The following is an 18,855-nucleotide window of genomic DNA, read 5'->3' as shown; positions in this document are numbered from 1 at the left end:
GACCTAGTAATTACACCAGTTACCGGGCTGGCTCGGACGGCCACGCAGGCGCGTCTCGAAATACAAACCGGTTTCGCCCTCGCTACCATCACCAACGCTAGCAACAGTTTGGTTAGCCGAAACACTATCGCCAGTTTTCACATTAATGCTTTGGTTGTAGCCGTATAGCGACATGAAGCCACCACCATGATCGACGATGACCAGCTTGCCATAGCCACGCAAGAAGTCGGCGTAGAGCACTTTACCGCTTTTCACGACCTTAACCGCTGCGCCACTATTGGCTGCAATGACAATGCCATTCCAACGCAAGCCGCCGCCACGGTCGGCGCCAAACTGCGCACGTATGCCACCACTTGCGGGTAGTGAGCAGTTGCCACGGTAAGGCACCGAATAATCCGGCTCCTGACTCCACACAGTTTTATCTTTCACCACGGGCGCAGGCTTGTTATTTGCAGCGGCTTCCTTGGCACGACGCTCACGCTCTAGGCGATCTGCTTCACGCGCCTGACGCTCTAAACGACGCATCAAGTTTTGCAACGCTGCTTGGTTTTTCTTCAAGCTTTTGAGGTTTTTATCTTGGCTCGCAATATCGCTATTGAGAATCTTAAGCGCCGCTGCTCGCTGTGATTTGGCGCCTTCTAACTGCACCTGTTCGGACTCTAATTTTTTCTCAAGCGCTGCAAGCTTTTTAACTTGCTCTGCCTCTTCTACCTCTACTGCCGCGAGTTCTGCCAAAGTCACATCCAGCTCATCGATACGTTCGCTGCGAGCTTTCTGGATATAGCTGAAATAACGCAGCTGACGCGCCAGCAATGCCGGATGCTCTTGGTTCAATAAGAGTTTGAAATAGTCGTCTCGACCGGCACGGTAGGAGGCCTGCATATCGGCTTTTAAGCTAGCTAATTGTTCACGCTTAACCGCTGCTAATTCGGCTTGGCGCTTGCGCAAAACATTAACGCGCGCTTTACGCATATTGCTTTCTTTTTCCGTTTCAGCGACTGATTTTTGCAGTTTATTGATTTCTGCTTCAGCTGAGTTCAAGGCTTTTTGCTGCTTAGTGCGCTCGGCCTGGGTCAACCGTAACTTTTTTGTGGCGGTGCGAATCTCATTTTTCACCGAGTCTAAATCAGACTTGGTCGAGCTTGCCTCGCTCCGCAATTGATTGCCATCGGCTGCCAATGCATTTGAAATGCAAGCGCTGGCGAGCAGCAGAACTAAACCTAAACGTTGACTCAACATCTTCATACGGACACCACGAGCGGTCGACCGGTCATCTCACTAGGCTGCTCTAACCCCATGAGACTCAGCAATGTGGGCGCGACATCAGACAGTACGCCATTCTCAGCTATGCGCATATTTTTCCGCGAGCCGACATAGACAAAAGGCACTAACTCGCAAGTATGCGCGGTATGTGCCTGGCCGGTGGCATTGTCACGCATCTGCTCAACATTGCCGTGATCGGCAGTGATTAGCATCTCACCGCCAACTTGCTCGATGGCTTGACGTAGACGGCCCAAGCAGCGATCTAGCATTTCGCAAGCCTTCACAGCAGCGTCAAAGTTGCCGGTGTGGCCGACCATATCACCATTGGCGTAGTTGCAAATCAGTGCGTCGTAGTCGCCAGAAGTAATGGCCGAAACGAGTTTGTCGGTGACTTCTTCGGCGCTCATTTCAGGCTGTAAATCATAAGTAGCGACATTTGGCGAGGGCACCAAAATACGCGTTTCGCCATCATAGGGCTGTTCGCGACCGCCGCTAAAAAAGAAGGTGACATGAGCATATTTTTCAGTCTCGGCAATGCGCAACTGAGTTTTTCCTAAGCCAGATAAATATTCGCCTAAGGAGTTATGCAGGGCGCTTGGGGCATATGCCACCGACGCTTTGATGCTGTCGGAGTATTGAGTAAGCATGACAAAGTCGGAGAGTTTGGGATGCACAGCGCGCGTAAAGCCGGAGAAAGACTCATCGACAAAGGCGCGGGTGATTTCACGTGCGCGGTCGGCACGGAAGTTCATGAAAACCACGACATCGCCATCGCTAATGAGAGCTGGTGATTTGCCTTCGGGCACAATGCTAGTCGCCGGCACGAACTCATCGCTAACTTCATCAGCATAGGCGGCTTGCAAGCCTTCAACCGCGCTGATGACTTGGCGCTTAGCCACACCCTCCGTGAGCAGGCGATACGCAGCTTCGACACGATCCCAGCGATTATCTCGATCCATCGCAAAGTAGCGGCCGATAATGCTGGCAATACGACCTTTACCTGTCTTCGCTAAATGCGCTTCCATCGCCGCCAATGAAGGCTCAGCGGAGCGTGGTGGCGTGTCGCGGCCATCTAAAAATGCGTGCACATATACCTGCTCTGCGCCACGCGCTACAGCCATATCGACCATGGCGTGAAGATGCTCTTCATGCGAATGCACACCGCCCGGCGACAGCAGGCCCAGCACATGCACGGCACGACCAGCGTGAACGGCTTTGTCTATCGCAGCAATTAGCGCAGGGTTTTACTCAAACTCGCCGTCGCGAATGGCCTTAGTGACGCGGGTAAAATCCTGATAGACGACGCGACCGGCACCGAGATTCATATGACCAACTTCGGAGTTGCCCATTTGCCCATCGGGCAAGCCCACATCTTCGCCCGAACCAGACACCAAGCCGTGCGGATAATCCGCTAACATGGCCTGCCAGTTCGGCATTTTCGCCGCGTTAATCGCGTTCGAATCTGATGTGTTGCTATGGCCAAAGCCATCCAAAATGATCAATACATGCGGTTTACGTGTCACGGATTTCCCCGAGGTGGTCGGTAACGCCTAAGTGTAACAGCCTCGGACTAGCCGAGGGAGCGTGAGGCTTTAGTCTTTCTTGCCGATATTTTTCTGCGCCGCGATCTGATCTTCTACGGTTTCAATCAGGCCCGAAGCTAGATCGCCAACTTCGCGATTTACGCGGCGGATGGCGTCATACACGGTGCCAATTGTTTCGGCATGGGTCTTTTTAGCCGCAGCTGCATCATCTTCAAGCAAGCCACGCTTGGCTAGGGCATCAAGTGGCATCGAGGCGATGGCTTGGTGAATTTGCTCAACACTGGTGGCACCTTTGTCGACAGCCTCTTGGATCAAGTCCTTAATGGCCTCAACACGGGTTAAAAATGACATTGCTTTGACCTCTCTAGTGAACATCTGTGCGCTAATGCTAAACTAGCTGCAGCATATAAGGGACCATCATGGCACTGCGCGAAGAAAAAAAACTGCAAACCCGACAAGCGCTAATGGATGCGGCACTAACGCTCATGCATGAAGGCGCTGGTTTTTCAGGCCTGAGCTTGCGCGAAGTATCACGACAAGCAGGCTTAGTGCCGACCGGTTTTTATCGCCACTTTCCCGACCTCGACGCCTTAGGCGAAGAGCTTGCGGTCGAGGCTTGCCGGCAACTGCGTGTGGTCATGCGCCAAGTCCGCAAAAAAGCACAAGGCGGAGCCGCTATCACTGAGTCTGTGACGGCACTGGTCGAGTTTATCCGCCACAACCCATTGTACTTTGAGTTTCTTGCACGCGAACGCGCCGGTGGACCACCGAAAGTGCGCGAAACCATTCACACGCAAATGCGCCAGTTTGTTGCTGAGCTTGCTGAAGACTTGCAGCAATGGCCAATCTACACAGACTTCCCACGCGATGACCTCGCTATGCTGGCCGATCTTGTGGTCAACACCGTCATCCATTTAGCCCTAGATTTGCTGGCGCTACCTTATGTGGAAGACGATGCCGAGCAAGTATTACGAACCACCAAGCAATTACGCTTGATCATGCTTGGCGCTCATGCGTGGAAGCCAGAAAAAGGCGCTTAAAAGCGCCTTTTTCTTATCTACTTATTTCTTCTTGGCTTGCTCTTGGGCTACCAATGCTTTCACCACTTCAATGGTGCGTGCACTTTCACCTGGCACTAAATACTTACCATTAACGACGATAGCCGGCACACCCGATAGTTGGTATCGCACAGCCAAATTGCGTGACTGAGCAACTTTTGCACTAACCGTAAATGAGTTGTAAAGACCATTGAAATTGGCTTCTTTCACACCAAATCCAGCATAAAACTTGGCTAAGCTTTTTTGCGAAAATAAGCGCTGTTTATCGATCTGAATGGCAGCAAACAGCGGGCCGTGAGTTTTCTCGACTAGGCCTAATGACTCAGCGACATAATAGCCGCGAGCGTTTGCTTCCCACACGGAGTTTAAAGCTGCTGGGCTACGCTCAAACTTAATGCCGGCTGGATTGGTTTTCAGCCATGCAGCAACATGTGGCTCTAAGGTGTAGCAATGTGGGCAGCCATACCAAAAGAACTCACGCACTTCGATAAGACCACTGCTAAGTGCAGGTGTTGGGTTTGCTAGGCGTGTGTAATCTTTGCCCTCAACGGGCGTCAACGCGAGAGCCCAAGTCGGTAGTGCCAACAGTAATACCGCAATAAATTTCTTCATCATTGTCATTATCCTTAAACGGTTAGAGCAGGTTAACGCTTTAGTGAACACTTGGCTGACAGAAAAAAGCCCGCATAGGCGGGCTCATTTCACATCAACACAAGAGCTTAGTGAAGACCCTGAATGTACGACGCCAAAGCCTGAATGTCTTTATCTGACAACTTGGCCGCAATCATTTGCATAGGGCCTAAGTCGCCAGGCTTGGCACCATCATTGTCGCGACGATCGCCAGTGAGGTCATCACGGCCGGCAGCACGAAACATTTTCAGCTGGTTAGCGGTGTACTCAGCATGCTGACCAGAAAGACGCGGGAATGCCGCAAATGTGTTGCCTTTGCCTGCAGGACCGTGACAGCCCGAGCAAGCGGTCAAGCCAATTTCTTTTTTGCCGCCGCGGAAGATTTTCTGGCCGAGCTCAACCAGTTCTTTGTTCGCACCGCCAATCGAGCCTTTCTGTTGCGAGTAATACTCTGCTAGATCAGCCATATCTTGATCAGCTAGGCCGGCAGCCATAGGCGCCATTAACGCGTTCACGCGCGTGCCTGCTTTGAAGTTCTGCAGCTGCTTATAAATGTATTTAGCATTCTGGCCAGCTAGCTTAGGGAAGGTGGGCGCAGCACTATTGCCATCGGCGCCGTGGCAGGCCGCGCAAACCGCCGCCTTTCCTTGACCGGCAGTAGCATCGCCCTTGGGCATAACAACGGCAGCATGGCTGAATGAGCTAACGCCCAATAACAGCGAAACAACGGCAACAAACTTTTTCATAAGAGCACTCGTAGCAGCTTATTTAGACATATATTTAATGAGCGCTTTATATTCAGCGTCTGTGCAATCATTACACAGGCCTTTCGGCGGCATCATCTTAAAACCATTTTTAGCGTGAGCAAGCAGTGTCGCTTCGCCTTGCTTCAAGCGCGGCGCCCAAGCAGCCTTATCGCCCGTTTTTGGCGCTTGCATAACGCCAGTAGCGTGGCAGGCGGCGCACGATTGCTTGTAACGCTGCTCAGTTGTAGCTGCCTGAGCGAATGCGCTCACGCCAATCAGCAACGCTGCAAACATTAATTGCTTTTTCATGACATGCTCCATCGATTATAGGGAGATTGAGCTTTAACATCACCCATCATGCGACAACACTACGAAACGATCACGCTTTTTTACGTCAAATAGTATATCGCAGTGACCATACGTGGTGTAGCCCTATAAACTACCAGCCTTTAAAAATGAGCAAAGACTATGACGGACGCTGAATACATGTTGATTGCGCTGTCCCGTGCGCAGTTTCAAATCAGCGCACCGACGCTTGCTTTATGCCCACCAGAAATGGGCCATGAAGTCGCTTTTGCTGGCCGTTCAAACGCCGGCAAATCTACTGCAATCAATATCTTAACTCGCCAGAAGCAGTTGGCTCGTGCCTCCAAAACGCCTGGCCGCACGCAGTTGATTAACTTTTTCGCTCTCGATGAAGAGCGTCGTTTAGTAGATTTGCCCGGCTATGGCTATGCCAAAGTGCCGATCGCTATGAAGCTGGCGTGGCAAAAACATTTGGCGCACTACCTGCGTGAACGCCACACCTTGCGTGGTTTAATTTTGCTGATGGACTTGCGCCATCCACTATCGAGCTTCGATCGCAACATGCTCGACTGGGCTAAGCAGCGTAATTTAGCCGTGCATATTTTGCTGACTAAGGCCGATAAGCTTAATCGTGGCCCAGCTATTACGGCACTGATTGCCGTACGTAAATCGCTTAAAGAGCTAAATTACGAAGGTAGCGTGCAGTTATTTTCGGCAACTACGCGCATCGGTCTCGATGAGGCAGCTCTGCAAATTGGCGAATGGTTGCAGATGCCCATGCCTTCGCAAGCAGAAAGCAGCGATGAGGCAGCTTCGGCGAAATAACACGCAGCAGCAAAAAGGCCATCAACACTGGATGTGGATTCCAGCGTTGACGGCCTTTTTATTGGAGGCGTTTTTAGTGCGCCTCATCCCAGTTTTTACCGATGCCCACTTCCACATCTAGCGGCACAGCTAGCTCCGCAGCAGCGGCCATTTGAGCCTTCAGCAGCGCAGTAACACGCACAACCTCAAGCTCAGGCACTTCCAAGACCAATTCATCATGCACCTGCATGACCATCACGGCTTTGAGATTTTCACGATCGAGTGCGGACTGCACACGCAACATGGCGCGCTTGATGATGTCGGCGGCAGTGCCTTGCATGGGCGCGTTGATCGCCGCACGTTCAGCGGCTTGGCGTAGCATCGGTTTTGGCGAGCGGATATCACGCAGCATTAAGCGACGACCAAATAGCGTCTCCACATAGCCCTGCTCATGCGCCTGCGCTCGCGTGCGCTCCATATAATCCTGCACGCCGGGGTAGCGCGAGAAATAGCGCGAAATATAGTCGGCGGCCTCACTGCGGGAAATATCCAGCTGCTTAGCTAGGCCAAACGCCGACATGCCGTAAATTAACCCGAAATTCACGGCTTTCGCAGCTCGGCGCTGATCGCTAGTGACCTCACTCGGCGTGATACCCAACACTTCGGCGGCTGTGGCACGGTGAACATCGAGGCCATCGTGGAAGGCTTTAAGCAAGCCTTCGTCATGCGACAAATGCGCCATGATGCGCAGCTCGATTTGCGAATAGTCGGCTGCCATGATCACGCAGCCCGCTGGAGCAACAAACGCTTGCCGTATGCGGCGGCCTTCTTCGGTGCGAATTGGGATGTTTTGCAGGTTGGGATCGCTAGACGATAGGCGCCCTGTAGCAGCTACGGCCTGATGATATGAGGTGTGCACACGGCCAGTTTTAGCTTGCACCATCTCGGGCAATTTGTCGGTATAGGTCGAGCGTAATTTCGACAAGCTGCGATGCTCAAGCAACAGCTTAGGCAGCGGGTGACTTAGCTGCTCGAGCACATCTTCGGCCGTGGAGTACTGGCCACTCGCGGTTTTTTTGCCGCCGGGAATACCCAGCTTTTCAAACAAAATCACGCCCAACTGCTTGGGCGAACTCAAATTAAACGCTTCGCCTGCAAGCTCATATACCTGTGTTTCTAACCAATGCAAGCGCGAGGTCAGCGACAGCGTTTGCACGCGTAACACTTCTGGATCAATCAACGTGCCGTGATACTCCATGCGCTGAAGCACGCGCTGCACAGGTAGTTCTAAATCAGTGAGTAGCGAGAGTAATGCCGGCGTTTTCGCAAGCTCTGCCTCTAATAGATTAGCTAACTGCAAGGTGTAGTCGGCATCTTCGCCGGCATAGGGTGCGGCCTGCTCAATACTGATGCGCTCAAACGTTACTGCCTTAGCACCTTTGCCAGCGATATCGCTAAAGCTGATGCCTTTACGACCAAGATAATATTCGCCCAAAGCTTCGAGATTGTGCCTAGTCGCGGTGGCATCGAGCACGTAAGAGGCGAGCATGGTGTCGCAGCTCACTCCATGCAAAGCGAGGCCTTCGTTGGCGAAAATATGCATATCGTATTTTGCGTGCTGCAAGATTTTGGCGATCTGCTCAGACTCTAGCAGCGGCTTAAAGGCGGCCAATACATCGGCTTTTGGCAGCTGCTTAGGCTCAACGCTGACATCGTGACCAACGGGAACATACCAAGCTTCCCCTGGTTCAATGGCAACCGACAGGCCGACTAATTCAGCTTCGATGTAGTTTAGGCTAGTGGTTTCGGTGTCGATGGCAAAGCGCTTAGCGGCGATGAGTTTGGCAATTAGCTCGCTGAGCTGATCACTAGTGTCGACGATGTGCGTGATTGTTTTAGCATCGCTTTCGGGAGCGGGGAAGCGAGTGTCTGTGCCTGTGGGCCCGTAAGCACTCTTGGTCGCTACGACATTTGCAGTGCTTGAAGTCGATTGTGGTGGCGTGGCCCATTCGCTAGCGCCACGCGAGTTCGGCACATGGCCATCGGCGCGTAACTCATTGGCCCAGCTACGAAACTCCAGCTCATCATAGAGCGCTAATAGCAGCGCTTCATCGCTGGGCTTGAGCGCGAAATCCTCTAGGCTTTCATCAAGCTCAACATCGCATTTAATAGTCACTAGCTCGCGCGTCATGCCCAGCTGCGGAATGAAGTCGCGCAGCTTCTCGCCAACTTTGCCTTTAATTTCATCGGCATGGGCAACGATATTTTCCAACGTGTCATAGACTGTTAGCCATTTCACCGCTGTCTTTGGCCCCACGCTAGGCACGCCAGGAATGCCGTCAGAGCTATCGCCCATCAGCATTAAATAATCGATGATTTGGTCGGGGCGCACGCCAAATTTGCCGAAAACACCGGCCTCATCGAGCACAACGCTGGTCATGGTGTTCACCAACGTGATGTCTTTATTAACCAGCTGCGCCAGATCTTTATCGCCGGTGGACACTAGCACCGGCCATCCGGCGTTGGCGGCGGTGTGTGCCAAGGTGCCGATGACGTCGTCTGCTTCAACGCCGGGAGTGCACAGCAGTGGCAGACCCAGCGCCCGCACCATGGCGTGCAACGGCGCAATTTGCGTGCGCATATCATCGGGCATGGGTGGGCGGTGAGCTTTGTACTCGGGGTAAATATCATCGCGAAATGTCTTGCCGGGCGCGTCGAAAACCACGACCACATGCGTAGGTCCAACCTGTTTAACCAGGCTTTTTAGCATGTTAACAACACCCTTAATCGCGCCTGTGGCTTGGCCTGTGCGCGTAGTCAATGGCGGCATCGCGTGATAGGCGCGATAGAGATATGACGAGCCATCGACTAGAACTAGAGGTGGGCGTGTACTCATGACGTGGCTCGCTTCGAAATCGTGGCGTTATGTTACACTGTTGCGTCACTTCATTTCAGGCTAATGCGCTATGCCCGCCGCTTTTCGTCCACTTTCTGCACAGGACAGCACGTCGCCCTCGTTAAAGCCTAGCACCTCAAAGCGAGAGTCTACGTTGCGAGAGCCGAAGCGGATCAAGTCTCAGCGACTTAGCCCCACACTTGCGCATGATCATTCGCACTGTGTTGATAGCGCTTTGGCGTCGGCCGAGCGCCTATGTTCGGAAGCTGGCGCGCGCCTAACGCCTTTGCGTAAACGCGTTTTGGAGCTGGTGTGGGCTAGCCATAAGCCGCTAGGTGCTTATGAACTGCTAGATCAGCTCGCGCAAGAAGGTCATAAACCGGCACCTCCAACAATTTATCGCGCACTGGATTTTTTGCTGCAACAGGGCTTAGTGCATCGCATCACTAGCCTCAATGCATTTTTGGGCTGCGCGCACCCAGAGCACGCACATGGCGGCTACTTTTTGATTTGCCAGCAGTGCGGCACCGCCGAGGAATTGGCGGAAGTGAAGGGCATTACCACTGCCATTGATGCCGCAACGAAAGCGGCGGGCTTCACAGTAACGCATGGCGCGTTGGAACTAATGGGCACCTGCCAAGCCTGCATTGATGAGCGCTGATATGGCCTTGAATATTAGTAGTCTGCGGCCATTGGCCGAGCCTTTGCTCAAGCTCAGCAATATCAGCTGGCATATCGATGGCCGCAGCGTGCTTGAGGGTGTTGATCTATCGTTGCAGCGCGGTCAAATCACCACGATTATTGGCCCAAATGGTGCCGGCAAAACCTGTCTAATTCGTATCGCTTTAGGCTTGATGCCTGCCAGCTCAGGCCAACGCTGGTTAGCGCCTAATTTGCGCATCGGTTATGTTCCTCAGCGCTTCCCATTGAACCCGTACTTGCCCTTAACTGTGGCCGATTTTTTAGCACTGCCAGGGCCTAGTGGGCAGCCGTCGCGCTTTTCATGGTTGCGATGGCCTGCGCCAAGGCAGCAATATTCGCAATCGGAAATTTTATCTGCATTACGCGAAGTTGGTGCCGAGCATTTACTCTCTCATGCTGCATTAACACTCTCTGGCGGCGAGCAGCAACGCGTGCTTCTAGCTCGCGCTCTGCTGCGCAAACCAGACTTATTAGTGCTCGATGAGCCAGTGCAAGGCGTTGATCTTGCCGGTCAAAATGAGCTTTATGCGCTAATTCGCAAGCTTCGTGATCGTCATGGTTGCGGCGTGCTCATGGTCTCGCACGACTTACACGTGGTGATGGCGGCGACCGACCAGGTAGTCTGCCTAAATCGCCATGTCTGCTGCACGGGGCATCCGGAAGCGGTGAGCAAGCATCCCGAGTATCAGCGCTTATTTGGCGCTAGCGGCGGCCGCGATTTAGCCATTTATACGCACCACCACGATCATCATCACAGCCTGCAAGGCGATGCCACCGACTGCGACACCGGATGTAAACATGACTGATATTATTTACCCGCTGCTTGGTGGCGTGCTCACCGCGCTAGTTGCCGGGCCATTAGGTAGCCTACTGTTATGGCGGCGCATGGCCTATTTTGGCGACAGTCTCGCTCATGCCTCGCTCTTTGGCGTGGCCTTGGCGCTAATGTTTGACTTGCCCATGGGCACAATGGTCGCTGCCGTGTGCATGGCTGCAGCGCTGCTATTAAGTCGCCTGATGCGTAATAGCGAACACGGCATTGATACTTGGCTGACTATCATGGCTTATGCCGGCATGAGCTTGGCACTGCTGATGACCACCAGCCATGACGAGCATGGAGGGCACGCGCTTGAGGATTACCTATTTGGTAATTTGCTGAGCTTAAGCAGCAGCAATATTATCTGGATGTGCCTTGGTTTAGTTGTCGTGGCGCTACTGTTATGGCGGCACTGGACAGGCTTGGTCGCCGCCGCCATTCATGAAGAAACCGCGGCAGTCGATGGCTGGCCAGTGCATTGGCTACGCCCACTCCTACTGTTATTGCTAGCAGCCGTAGTCGCCGCTGGTGCAAAGGTTATGGGCGTGTTGTTGATCAGTGCCTTGATGGTTATTCCCGCCGCCGCCGCACGCTATTTGGCACGCAGTCCAGCGCAGATGGCACGGCGGGCTAGCATCATCGCGGTGGTGTGTATGAGCGCAGCCGTATTGATCGGTCAGCCATTGCATCTGCCGATTGCAGCGCTCGTGGTGCTATTTGCGCTGAGCTTCTTGTTAATGAGCTGGCTGCTGCACCGCTGGCAGCGCCGCCAGCTTGGCGCTACACCTGCCCGCTAAGGCTTAAAGCGTACGACTCCAGTCTCATTGTCGTGCTCTTCATCGGGCTCTTTCATGGTCACCTCTGTCGGCCGCACATCGGTGTAATCGCAGCGTACGCAGGCGACCCATTCGCGGCCATCTTCGGTGCATAGCTGCAGCTTATCTTCCAAGCCACAGCCGGGGCATTTCGCCCCGGCAATGAAGCGCCTGAGCACACTCATGCCGCCAGACCTGTGTGTCGCAGCAAGGCATCGGCAGACGGTTCGCGCCCCATAAACTGCTGAAATAACTCAGCCGCTGGTTTGCTACCACCCTGCGCCAAAATGGCCTGGCGGAAGCGCGCGCCTGTTTCGGCGTTAAACACGCCTTCGGCCTCAAACGCCGAGAAAGCATCTGCCGACAAAACCTCGGCCCATTTATAGCTGTAATAGCCCGCCGCATAACCGCCAGCGAAAATATGACTGAAGCTACAAGCAAAGCGATTCCACGCAGGCGGCGCCATTAGGCTAGTGGTTTTGCGAACTTCATCGAGCACGTTTAATAGCTCGGCAAAGTCGACGCCTGCTCTACGATGAATGGCTAAGTCAAATAGCGAAAACTCTAATTGGCGCAGCGTCATGATGCCGGACTGAAAGTTTCTCGCCGCTAATAAACGCTCAAGCATAGCTGCGGGCAAGGGCTCACCGGTATCGACATGTGCCGACATCAGCGCAATGCCTTCCGGCGTCCAGCACCAGTTTTCCATGAACTGGCTCGGCAGCTCGACTGCATCCCAAGCCACACCATTGATGCCCGACACGCTGGCAACTTCCACCTCGGTGAGCATGTGATGAATGCCGTGGCCAAACTCATGAAACAGCGTGGTGACTTCGTTATGGGTCAGTAATGCAGGGCGATCGCCAACGGGTGGGCTGAAGTTGCCAGTCAAAAACGCGATGGGCTTTTGCAACTCGCCATTCGGCAAGCGGCGGCGCACACGAGCATCGGCCATCCAGGCGCCGCCACGTTTGTTGGCGCGAGCGTAAAGGTCGAGATAAAACCAAGCTCGCGTCTCGCCCTGCTCTTGGATGGCATAGGCCAGCACATCGGGATGATAGGTTTCTAGCTCGGGCGCGGGCACGACATCGAAGCCGAAGAGCTTTTCCGCCACGGCAAACAGGCCGTCAATTACGCGCGGAGCGGGAAAGTAGGGCTTTAATTCTTCTTGCGATAAGGCGTAGCGCTGCTGCTTCAGGCGCTCGCTGGCGTATGTCATATCCCAAGGCTGAAGCGCCTCGATTGCGCACTCGCGTGCGGCAAACGCTTTTAACTCATCGAAATCACGCTCAGCACCGGGGCGAGCTTTCACCGCCAAGTCGTGTAAAAACGCCTCGACCTGCTCAACGCTATCGGCCATTTTTGGCGCCAAAGAAAGCGCGGCGTAATGCTCATAGCCCAATAGCTGGGCCTGCTCGTGGCGTAGCGCCAAGATCTCAGCAATCAATGGCCCGTTGTCGAACTCGCCGGCATTCGGGCCTTGCTCTGATGCGCGCGTGGCATAGGCGGTGTAGAGCATCTCGCGCAAGTCGCGATCATCGGCGAAGGTCATCACGCTGATGTACACCGGCATGTCCAAGGTGAGGCGATACGCTGCGCCGTCATGGCTTTCAGCTAATGAGGCCATCAGCGCCAAGCCGCTTTCAGGGATGCCGCTGAGGCGCGAGGCGTCATTTAGGTTTAATGACCACGCCTGCGTGGCATCTAGAACATGATCGGCAAAGGTCGATTGCAGCTGTGATAAACGCTCGCTGATCTCGGCGTAACGCTGCTTTTCTGCTACCGGCAAGCCGATACCGCTGAGGCGGAAATCACGCAAATTATTACGTACAGCCTGCTGTTGAGCCGCGTTGAGTTGAGCAAATTCGCTACTGTCATGTAGTGCTTGCCAGGCCTGAAATAAGCTCTCGTTTTGTCCCATTTCAGTGCCGTAAGCCGAGAGCTTGGGCAGACAGCTATTGTAGGCCTCTCGCCACGCCTCGCTGTTGACCACGGCATTGAGCTGCGACACTGGCGACCATGCCGAATTTAGTCGGTCATCAATCGCTTCCAATGGCGCCGCTAAGCTGGCCCAGGTCGGTGATTTTTGCTCTGCTAGCGCCTCGACTTGCGCGCGACTTTCGGCGAGCAGCGTGTCGATTGCCGCCGGCACATCTTCAGGGCGAAGGCTGGCAAACTCAGGGATGGCCGGTGGCGTTAGCAACACATTCATAGACACTCTCAGACGCAGAAATTAGTAGATAGTGGCCGCTTGCACGCTCGTAAAAGAGGCGCATGCACATATAGCGATATGCTCTTAAAAGCCGTAACTCAAGCTCACCGTGGTCAACGACAAGCGTTGATTATTGTCGCTAAACTCTCGTTTAACATCATAGCCAATAGCCAAGCCCAACTCATCGCGCAACTGCACACGCAGCTCAGTTAGGGAGCGCGCAATGATGCTCTCCGTGCCGCCTTCAACACCGAGGCGCTGATGAAAATTCACGGTTTTGCTGATGACATATTTATAGTCCAACGCACCCGTGCCCACCGGCGATGTCTCAGAGTCACCAACGCGGCGCTTGCTATAACGCACACCAACGCCCAACTCGCCGACCAGCGTATGCTCATCATTTTTGATGAGCTCACGGCCATAGCCGCCGGTAAAGTTCATTTGGTAGCGGAAGTCACTGGTGCTGTCTTTTTCCCATTGCTCTTTCAAGAACACATAGTCGCTTTTATCGAGCTTAAAGCTCTGCTTGCTGCTAATGAGATAGCGCTCGGTACCAGAATTCGCTTTATCGTCGGAAGAGCTGACCGCCTGTGCTTGGTTTTCAAGTGTGTAATAGCCCCAAGTCCTTTTGGCCTCTGCTTTTGCCGTCAAACTTTCTTTGCCGCCGTCGCTACCAGATTGGGAGAAATAGCCTAAGTCTGCACGGCCAGTCCAACCTTTATCGACAACCTCTTCGGCATAAGCCGGTAGTGTTAATGGCAGTAAAGCAACGACACATAGCACACGCAATTTCATTCCAACATCCTCTTTTTATATTTAGCCAAGCTCAGCGCGAAGGCTAGCTAGCAACGATTGAGTTTCTGGGCGCACGCCGCGCCATAGGTAAAATGCTTCGGCCGCCTGCTCAACTAACATGCCCAAGCCATCACGACGACGGCTTATGTTTTGCTCGCGCGCCCACGCTAAAAAAACCGTGTCGAAGCCGTACATCATGTCATAAACCGCGCTAGATGCTCGATACCAGCTGTCATGCAGCGCGATAGTTTTGCCCTGCAAGCTGGCACTGGTGGCATTAATAATGACGTCATAGCTGACGCTATCATTGGCTCGCTCTAGCTCAGAGTTGGCCACAGTGCTCATTGAGCCAAGGCCAGCAAAAGCCAAGGCCAGCCGATCAGCTTTTGCCAAGGTTCGGTTGGCAATGCACAAATGCGCCACGCCAGCGGCCAACAAAGGCCCGACCACACCGGCCGCGGCACCGCCAGCGCCAAGCAGTAATACACGTTGCCCTGCCAGCGACCAGCCAGCATTTTCTGCTATATCGCGAACAAGGCCAGCGCCGTCGGTATTATCGCCGCGCACTTGCCCATCGGACATCAAGCTTAGGGTATTTACCGCGCCGGCCTGTTGCGCACGCTCGCTTAATTGGTCACACAGCGCCAAGGCTTCTTGCTTAAATGGCACGGTGATATTGGCGCCACGGCCGCCGCGCGCGCGCAGCTCAACCCAGGTTTTCTCAAGGCCATCTAGCGGTGCTAATAGCGCCTCATAACTCATGCGTTGACTAGTCGCCTTGGCAAAGGCGGCATGAATGCGCGGCGATTTGCTGTGCTCAATGGGGTGGCCAATGACCGCATACTGATCTATTTCGCTCATGCGCTTACCCAGTCTTTTGGCGTTAAGAAATCACTTAGCAAGCGCGACTCAACGCTGCCTGGCTCGGGCTGATGCTCATAGCGCCAGCTCACCGCAGCCGGTAGCGACATCAAAATAGACTCGGTGCGACCGCCGCTTTGCAGACCAAATAAGGTGCCGCGATCCCACACCAGGTTGAACTCGACATATCGGCCGCGACGAATCAGCTGAAATTCGCGCTCACGCTCGCCAAAAGGCGTGTCTTTACGCCGCGCTAAAATCGGCTCATAGGCGGGCAAGTAGCCATCGCCGATACTTCTCATTAAGGCAAAGGCTTGCTCAAAACTGCCGGCCTGCCAGTCATCAAAAAAGAGACCGCCAATGCCGCGCTGCTCATCGCGATGTTTTAAATAGAAGTAGTCATCGCACCAGCTTTTAAAGCGCGGGTAAATTTCGTCGCCAAATGGTTCGCAGGCGGCTTTTGCCGTTTGATGCCAATGCACACAATCTTCCTCAAAGCCGTAGTAGGGCGTGAGATCAAAGCCACCGCCAAACCACCACACCGGCTCAGCACCATCGGCTTCGGCGACAAAAAATCGTACGTTGGCGTGCGAAGTGGGCGCGTAAGGGTTGCTCGGATGAATCACCAAGGACACGCCCAGCGCCTGAAAGCTGCGGCCAGCGAGCTCAGGGCGATGCGCAGTAGCCGAGGCGGGCAGACTTTTGCCCGAGACGTGAGAAAAGTTCACGCCACCTTTTTCGATGACATTGCCAAACTCCAGCACGCGAGTGCGGCCGCCGCCAGCCAGGCGCTCGCCAGGGCCGCGCTGCCAGCTATCTTCGCTAAAAGCTTTGCCGTCAATCGCGCTCAAGCCATCACAAATACGATCTTGTAAGTCCAGCAGGTAGTTTTTTACGGCCTCAATATTTGGTGCCGCTGTTTCAGACGCAGACATGCTCACTCCTAAGCGCTCGCGCGCAACACGCGCTGGCTAATTAAATCGCGAATTTCGCTGGGGCGTTTAGCGCCTGAAACGTGGCCTGGCACAATGGCATCAAGCTCACCACCTAAGCGCAGATGCACTTGTAATGCAGTTTTGCAGGCGGGCTGGCCGCTAAGATTGGCGCTGGTCGAAACCAATGGACCGCCCCACGCTCGGCATAGTTGCTGCACGCCGGCATGCGCACTAACGCGCATCGCCAAAGTTTCGTGCTCGCCGCGCAGCCATCGCGGAATATGCTCAGAGACCGGCACTAGCCATGTCACCGGCCCCGGCCAGCGGCTTTGCATCAATAGTCTTTGCTCAGGCGTGACGCGACCTAGCAATGGCTCAAGCTGTGCCATATCGGCGGCAATCAAAATCAAACCTTTTTGCCAAGGCCGCTGCTTTATCGCCAATAATCGACTCACTGCCTGCTCCGACCACGGATCGCACCCCAAGCCCCACACCGACTCGGTGGCATAGGCGATCACGCCATCGTGAGCCAACGCATCTATAGCGTGCTTTAGCGGAAATAATGAGGCCTGCGCCATCGATGCATCTCTAGTAGTTGGGAGCACAGAGTTTAGCATGCAGACGAACGCGGATTTTGATCTGCGTCAGGGCGCCACGCGTTGATAGCCTCCAGATACCGCCTCCAGCCAACCCATAACCTCGAGCTCGCCAAGCAAAGCCAGCAATTGGCCCATAGGCATAGATTGAGCTTGTGCTAAATCATCAACGCTATATGACGACCAATCTAAGCTGTCGCGAAGGTTTGCCGCCGCTGCACTGGGCTCGCGCCGCACATCGGCCGTTGCCGACAAAGCCCGAGAGGGTGCTTCGGCCTCTAAGCCAAACCATTGCTGAATTCGTGGCACGACATCCTCTAAGACATGCGCGCTGCCTTCTACTAACACCGCTTTATTGTCGCGGATGAGCTGATGACATCCTCTATACTGCAACTGATCTATCGGCCCCGGCACGGCCCAAATATCGCGAGCTAAATTGCCAGCAGCCTTCGCCGTGCTTATCGAACCGCTGTTTGGCCCGGCTTCGACCACCAATACGCCTAGGCTTAAAGCTGCAATTACCTTGTTGCGCCGAGGAAAGTGATATTTTTTCGCAGGCGTGCGCGGGGCAAACTCGGAAATAATTAAGCCGCCATGAGCAATAATGTCATCGGCCAAACCACGATGCTGCGGCGGATAAATGCAATCTAAGCCAGCACCCAAAACGGCAATAGTTTTGCCGCCTGCAGCCAGCGCGCCTTTATGCGCAGCACCATCGATACCGCTAGCTAAACCACTAGTGATGGCAATGCCCGCCTGCGCCAAATCATTAGCTACTGCAGAGGCCATGCGTAGGCCGCGCGCTGTGGCGGCACGACTGCCGACTATCGCTACCTGTGGCAGGCCTAACAGGGCTTCATCGCCACGATAAAACAGCAAAGGCGGGCGCTCCTCTTCGCTGCAGCGCTTTAAGCCCTGCGGCCAATGCACAAGATCATCGGCTAAATTGTCCAGCCACAAGCCACTGCCAGGCAGCTCAAGCCAGCGGCAAGCATGTTGCCATTGCGCATACACGGCTTCTGCTTCGCGACCATCAGGCCAGGCTCGACACACAGCCTCCATTTCTGGATTCAAGCGTAAACTGGCGTCTGCGCGCTGCAATAAAGCCATGCCGTGCTCTGGGCTTTTCGCCAAGGCTAACCAATGCCGATAGCGCTTAGCCTGCTGATCCAGCATGAGATACGCCGCAATATAAATCGCAGCATCGCCATCCATGGCCATAGACAACTCCTTTGCAGCCGCAGTAAACGCTTGGCACTGAGTCGCACCTGAGCGTTTTGCAGCCTATAATAGCGGCACGATGTTTAACCTCACCTTTAGGTGTAGCTGCGTTGCGCACTGATTGCCAACTGCCGGAGTAAATAAATGGCGTTGCTTCCCATTTTAGAGTTTCCCGATCCACGCCTGCGCACGGTTGCTAAGCCCGTGGCCGAAGTCACTGACGAAATTCGTCAGCTCGTTAAAGACATGCTGGAAACTATGTATGCCGCGCCAGGTATTGGTCTTGCGGCATCGCAAGTTGACCGCCACATTCGCTTATTAGTGCTTGATATAAGTGAAGATCAGTCGAAGCCGCAGGTGTTTATTAACCCAACGTTTGAGCCTATTTCAGCTGAAACTAAGGCCTACGATGAAGGCTGTCTGAGTATTCCTGGCTTCTATGAAAGCGTCGAACGCCCAGACTTAATTCGCGTCAGCGCGCTGGACTTACAAGGCCAGCCACAGACGACCGAGGCCGATGGCCTGCTTTCAGTCTGCATCCAACATGAAATCGACCATCTCGATGGCAAGCTGTTTGTTGACTATATTTCGACCTTAAAGCGCAATCGCATCAAGGCCAAGCTTGAAAAGCTGCACAAATCCCGCGACTAACAC

18 protein-coding genes and 2 pseudogenes are annotated in these 18,855 nt (G+C 54.0%); 6 read left to right on the top strand and 14 right to left on the bottom strand.

Annotation, left to right across the window (positions count from 1 at the left end):
* Window positions 1–3 precede the first annotated feature (3 nt).
* The 3 genes and pseudogenes from AC3DKE_RS04460 to AC3DKE_RS04450 form a co-directional block, all read right to left on the bottom strand.
* On the bottom strand, window positions 4–1,245 hold the full coding sequence (locus AC3DKE_RS04460; protein WP_411729625.1) for a murein hydrolase activator EnvC family protein: 1,242 nt from the start codon (window positions 1,243–1,245) through the stop codon (window positions 4–6).
* Window positions 1,242–2,786, bottom strand: a pseudogene (gene gpmI, locus AC3DKE_RS04455) (2,3-bisphosphoglycerate-independent phosphoglycerate mutase). Before gpmI ends, AC3DKE_RS04460 begins: the two are co-directional and overlap by 4 nt.
* Window positions 2,787–2,855: 69 nt before the next feature.
* Window positions 2,856–3,158: a hypothetical protein gene (locus tag AC3DKE_RS04450; protein WP_340675840.1), complete on the bottom strand. Its 303-nt coding sequence runs from the start codon at window positions 3,156–3,158 to the stop codon at window positions 2,856–2,858.
* 68 nt (window positions 3,159–3,226) lie between these two features.
* Between AC3DKE_RS04450 and AC3DKE_RS04445 the strand changes: the two genes are divergently transcribed.
* Window positions 3,227–3,847, top strand: coding sequence for a TetR family transcriptional regulator (locus tag AC3DKE_RS04445; RefSeq protein ID WP_379071689.1), 621 nt, complete (start codon window positions 3,227–3,229; stop codon window positions 3,845–3,847).
* Between the two features lie 21 nt (window positions 3,848–3,868).
* On the opposite strand, the gene AC3DKE_RS04440 is transcribed toward AC3DKE_RS04445, so the two are convergent.
* From AC3DKE_RS04440 to AC3DKE_RS04430, 3 genes are all read right to left on the bottom strand, one after another.
* Window positions 3,869–4,477 carry a thiol:disulfide interchange protein DsbA/DsbL gene (locus tag AC3DKE_RS04440; protein ID WP_379072177.1) on the bottom strand — a complete coding sequence of 203 codons (609 nt, stop codon included), beginning with the start codon at window positions 4,475–4,477 and terminating at the stop codon, window positions 3,869–3,871.
* Between the two features lie 107 nt (window positions 4,478–4,584).
* Window positions 4,585–5,241, bottom strand: a complete 657-nt coding sequence (locus AC3DKE_RS04435; protein ID WP_340675842.1) for a c-type cytochrome — start codon at window positions 5,239–5,241, stop codon at window positions 4,585–4,587.
* Window positions 5,242–5,259: 18 nt separating this feature from the next.
* Window positions 5,260–5,550 carry a c-type cytochrome gene (locus tag AC3DKE_RS04430; RefSeq protein ID WP_340675843.1) on the bottom strand — a complete coding sequence of 97 codons (291 nt, stop codon included), beginning with the start codon at window positions 5,548–5,550 and terminating at the stop codon, window positions 5,260–5,262.
* Window positions 5,551–5,739: 189 nt separating this feature from the next.
* Here AC3DKE_RS04430 and yihA point away from each other — a divergent pair.
* A pseudogene (yihA, locus tag AC3DKE_RS04425) lies at window positions 5,740–6,372 on the top strand (ribosome biogenesis GTP-binding protein YihA/YsxC); the annotation flags it as partial.
* A 73-nt stretch (window positions 6,373–6,445) separates the two neighbouring features.
* Here yihA and polA read toward each other — a convergent pair.
* Complete coding sequence (gene polA / locus AC3DKE_RS04420; protein ID WP_487990141.1) at window positions 6,446–9,247, bottom strand: DNA polymerase I; 2,802 nt, start codon at window positions 9,245–9,247, stop codon at window positions 6,446–6,448.
* Between the two features lie 172 nt (window positions 9,248–9,419).
* On the opposite strand from polA, the gene AC3DKE_RS04415 reads away from it, so the two are divergent.
* The 3 genes from AC3DKE_RS04415 to AC3DKE_RS04405 are packed head-to-tail and all read left to right on the top strand — an operon-like array spanning window position 9,420 to window position 11,563.
* Window positions 9,420–9,908, top strand: a complete 489-nt coding sequence (locus AC3DKE_RS04415) for a Fur family transcriptional regulator (protein WP_340676141.1) — start codon at window positions 9,420–9,422, stop codon at window positions 9,906–9,908.
* A gap of 1 nt (window position 9,909) precedes the next feature.
* Complete coding sequence (locus AC3DKE_RS04410; RefSeq protein WP_487990140.1) at window positions 9,910–10,755, top strand: ATP-binding cassette domain-containing protein; 846 nt, start codon at window positions 9,910–9,912, stop codon at window positions 10,753–10,755.
* Window positions 10,748–11,563, top strand: coding sequence for a metal ABC transporter permease (locus tag AC3DKE_RS04405; RefSeq protein ID WP_340675846.1), 816 nt, complete (start codon window positions 10,748–10,750; stop codon window positions 11,561–11,563). Before AC3DKE_RS04410 ends, AC3DKE_RS04405 begins: the two co-directional genes overlap by 8 nt.
* Here the strand turns inward: AC3DKE_RS04405 and AC3DKE_RS04400 are convergent.
* The 7 genes from AC3DKE_RS04400 to dprA all read right to left on the bottom strand — a co-directional run bounded on the left by AC3DKE_RS04400 (window position 11,560) and on the right by dprA (window position 18,201).
* A complete protein-coding gene (locus AC3DKE_RS04400) occupies window positions 11,560–11,766 on the bottom strand; it encodes a YheV family putative zinc ribbon protein (RefSeq protein WP_340675847.1) in 207 nt (68 codons plus the stop codon). The genes AC3DKE_RS04405 and AC3DKE_RS04400 overlap by 4 nt on opposite strands.
* Window positions 11,763–13,793, bottom strand: a complete 2,031-nt coding sequence (locus tag AC3DKE_RS04395) for a M3 family metallopeptidase (protein WP_487990139.1) — start codon at window positions 13,791–13,793, stop codon at window positions 11,763–11,765. Before AC3DKE_RS04395 ends, AC3DKE_RS04400 begins: the two co-directional genes overlap by 4 nt.
* 84 nt (window positions 13,794–13,877) lie before the next feature.
* Complete coding sequence (locus AC3DKE_RS04390) at window positions 13,878–14,588, bottom strand: DUF481 domain-containing protein (RefSeq protein ID WP_340675849.1); 711 nt, start codon at window positions 14,586–14,588, stop codon at window positions 13,878–13,880.
* A gap of 21 nt (window positions 14,589–14,609) precedes the next feature.
* Window positions 14,610–15,449 (bottom strand): shikimate dehydrogenase, encoded by an 840-nt coding sequence (gene aroE / locus AC3DKE_RS04385; RefSeq protein ID WP_340675850.1) that lies wholly within the window; start codon window positions 15,447–15,449, stop codon window positions 14,610–14,612.
* A complete protein-coding gene (hemF, locus tag AC3DKE_RS04380) occupies window positions 15,446–16,384 on the bottom strand; it encodes an oxygen-dependent coproporphyrinogen oxidase (protein ID WP_487990138.1) in 939 nt (312 codons plus the stop codon). Before hemF ends, aroE begins: the two co-directional genes overlap by 4 nt.
* An 8-nt stretch (window positions 16,385–16,392) precedes the next feature.
* The gene (gene tsaC, locus AC3DKE_RS04375) at window positions 16,393–16,962 is read right to left on the bottom strand and encodes an L-threonylcarbamoyladenylate synthase type 1 TsaC (protein WP_340675852.1); all 570 of its coding nucleotides are present in this window, start codon (window positions 16,960–16,962) and stop codon (window positions 16,393–16,395) included.
* A 66-nt stretch (window positions 16,963–17,028) separates the two neighbouring features.
* Complete coding sequence (dprA, locus tag AC3DKE_RS04370) at window positions 17,029–18,201, bottom strand: DNA-processing protein DprA (protein WP_487990137.1); 1,173 nt, start codon at window positions 18,199–18,201, stop codon at window positions 17,029–17,031.
* 144 nt (window positions 18,202–18,345) lie between these two features.
* Here dprA and def point away from each other — a divergent pair, with 144 nt between their 5' ends.
* On the top strand, window positions 18,346–18,852 hold the full coding sequence (def, locus tag AC3DKE_RS04365; RefSeq protein WP_340675854.1) for a peptide deformylase: 507 nt from the start codon (window positions 18,346–18,348) through the stop codon (window positions 18,850–18,852).
* The last annotated feature ends 3 nt before the right edge of the window (window positions 18,853–18,855 follow it).

This window comes from Paraperlucidibaca sp. (assembly GCF_982810325.1).
The sequence above is the reverse complement of the archived record's forward strand: the minus strand, read 5'-3'. Positions and strand labels throughout refer to the sequence as shown.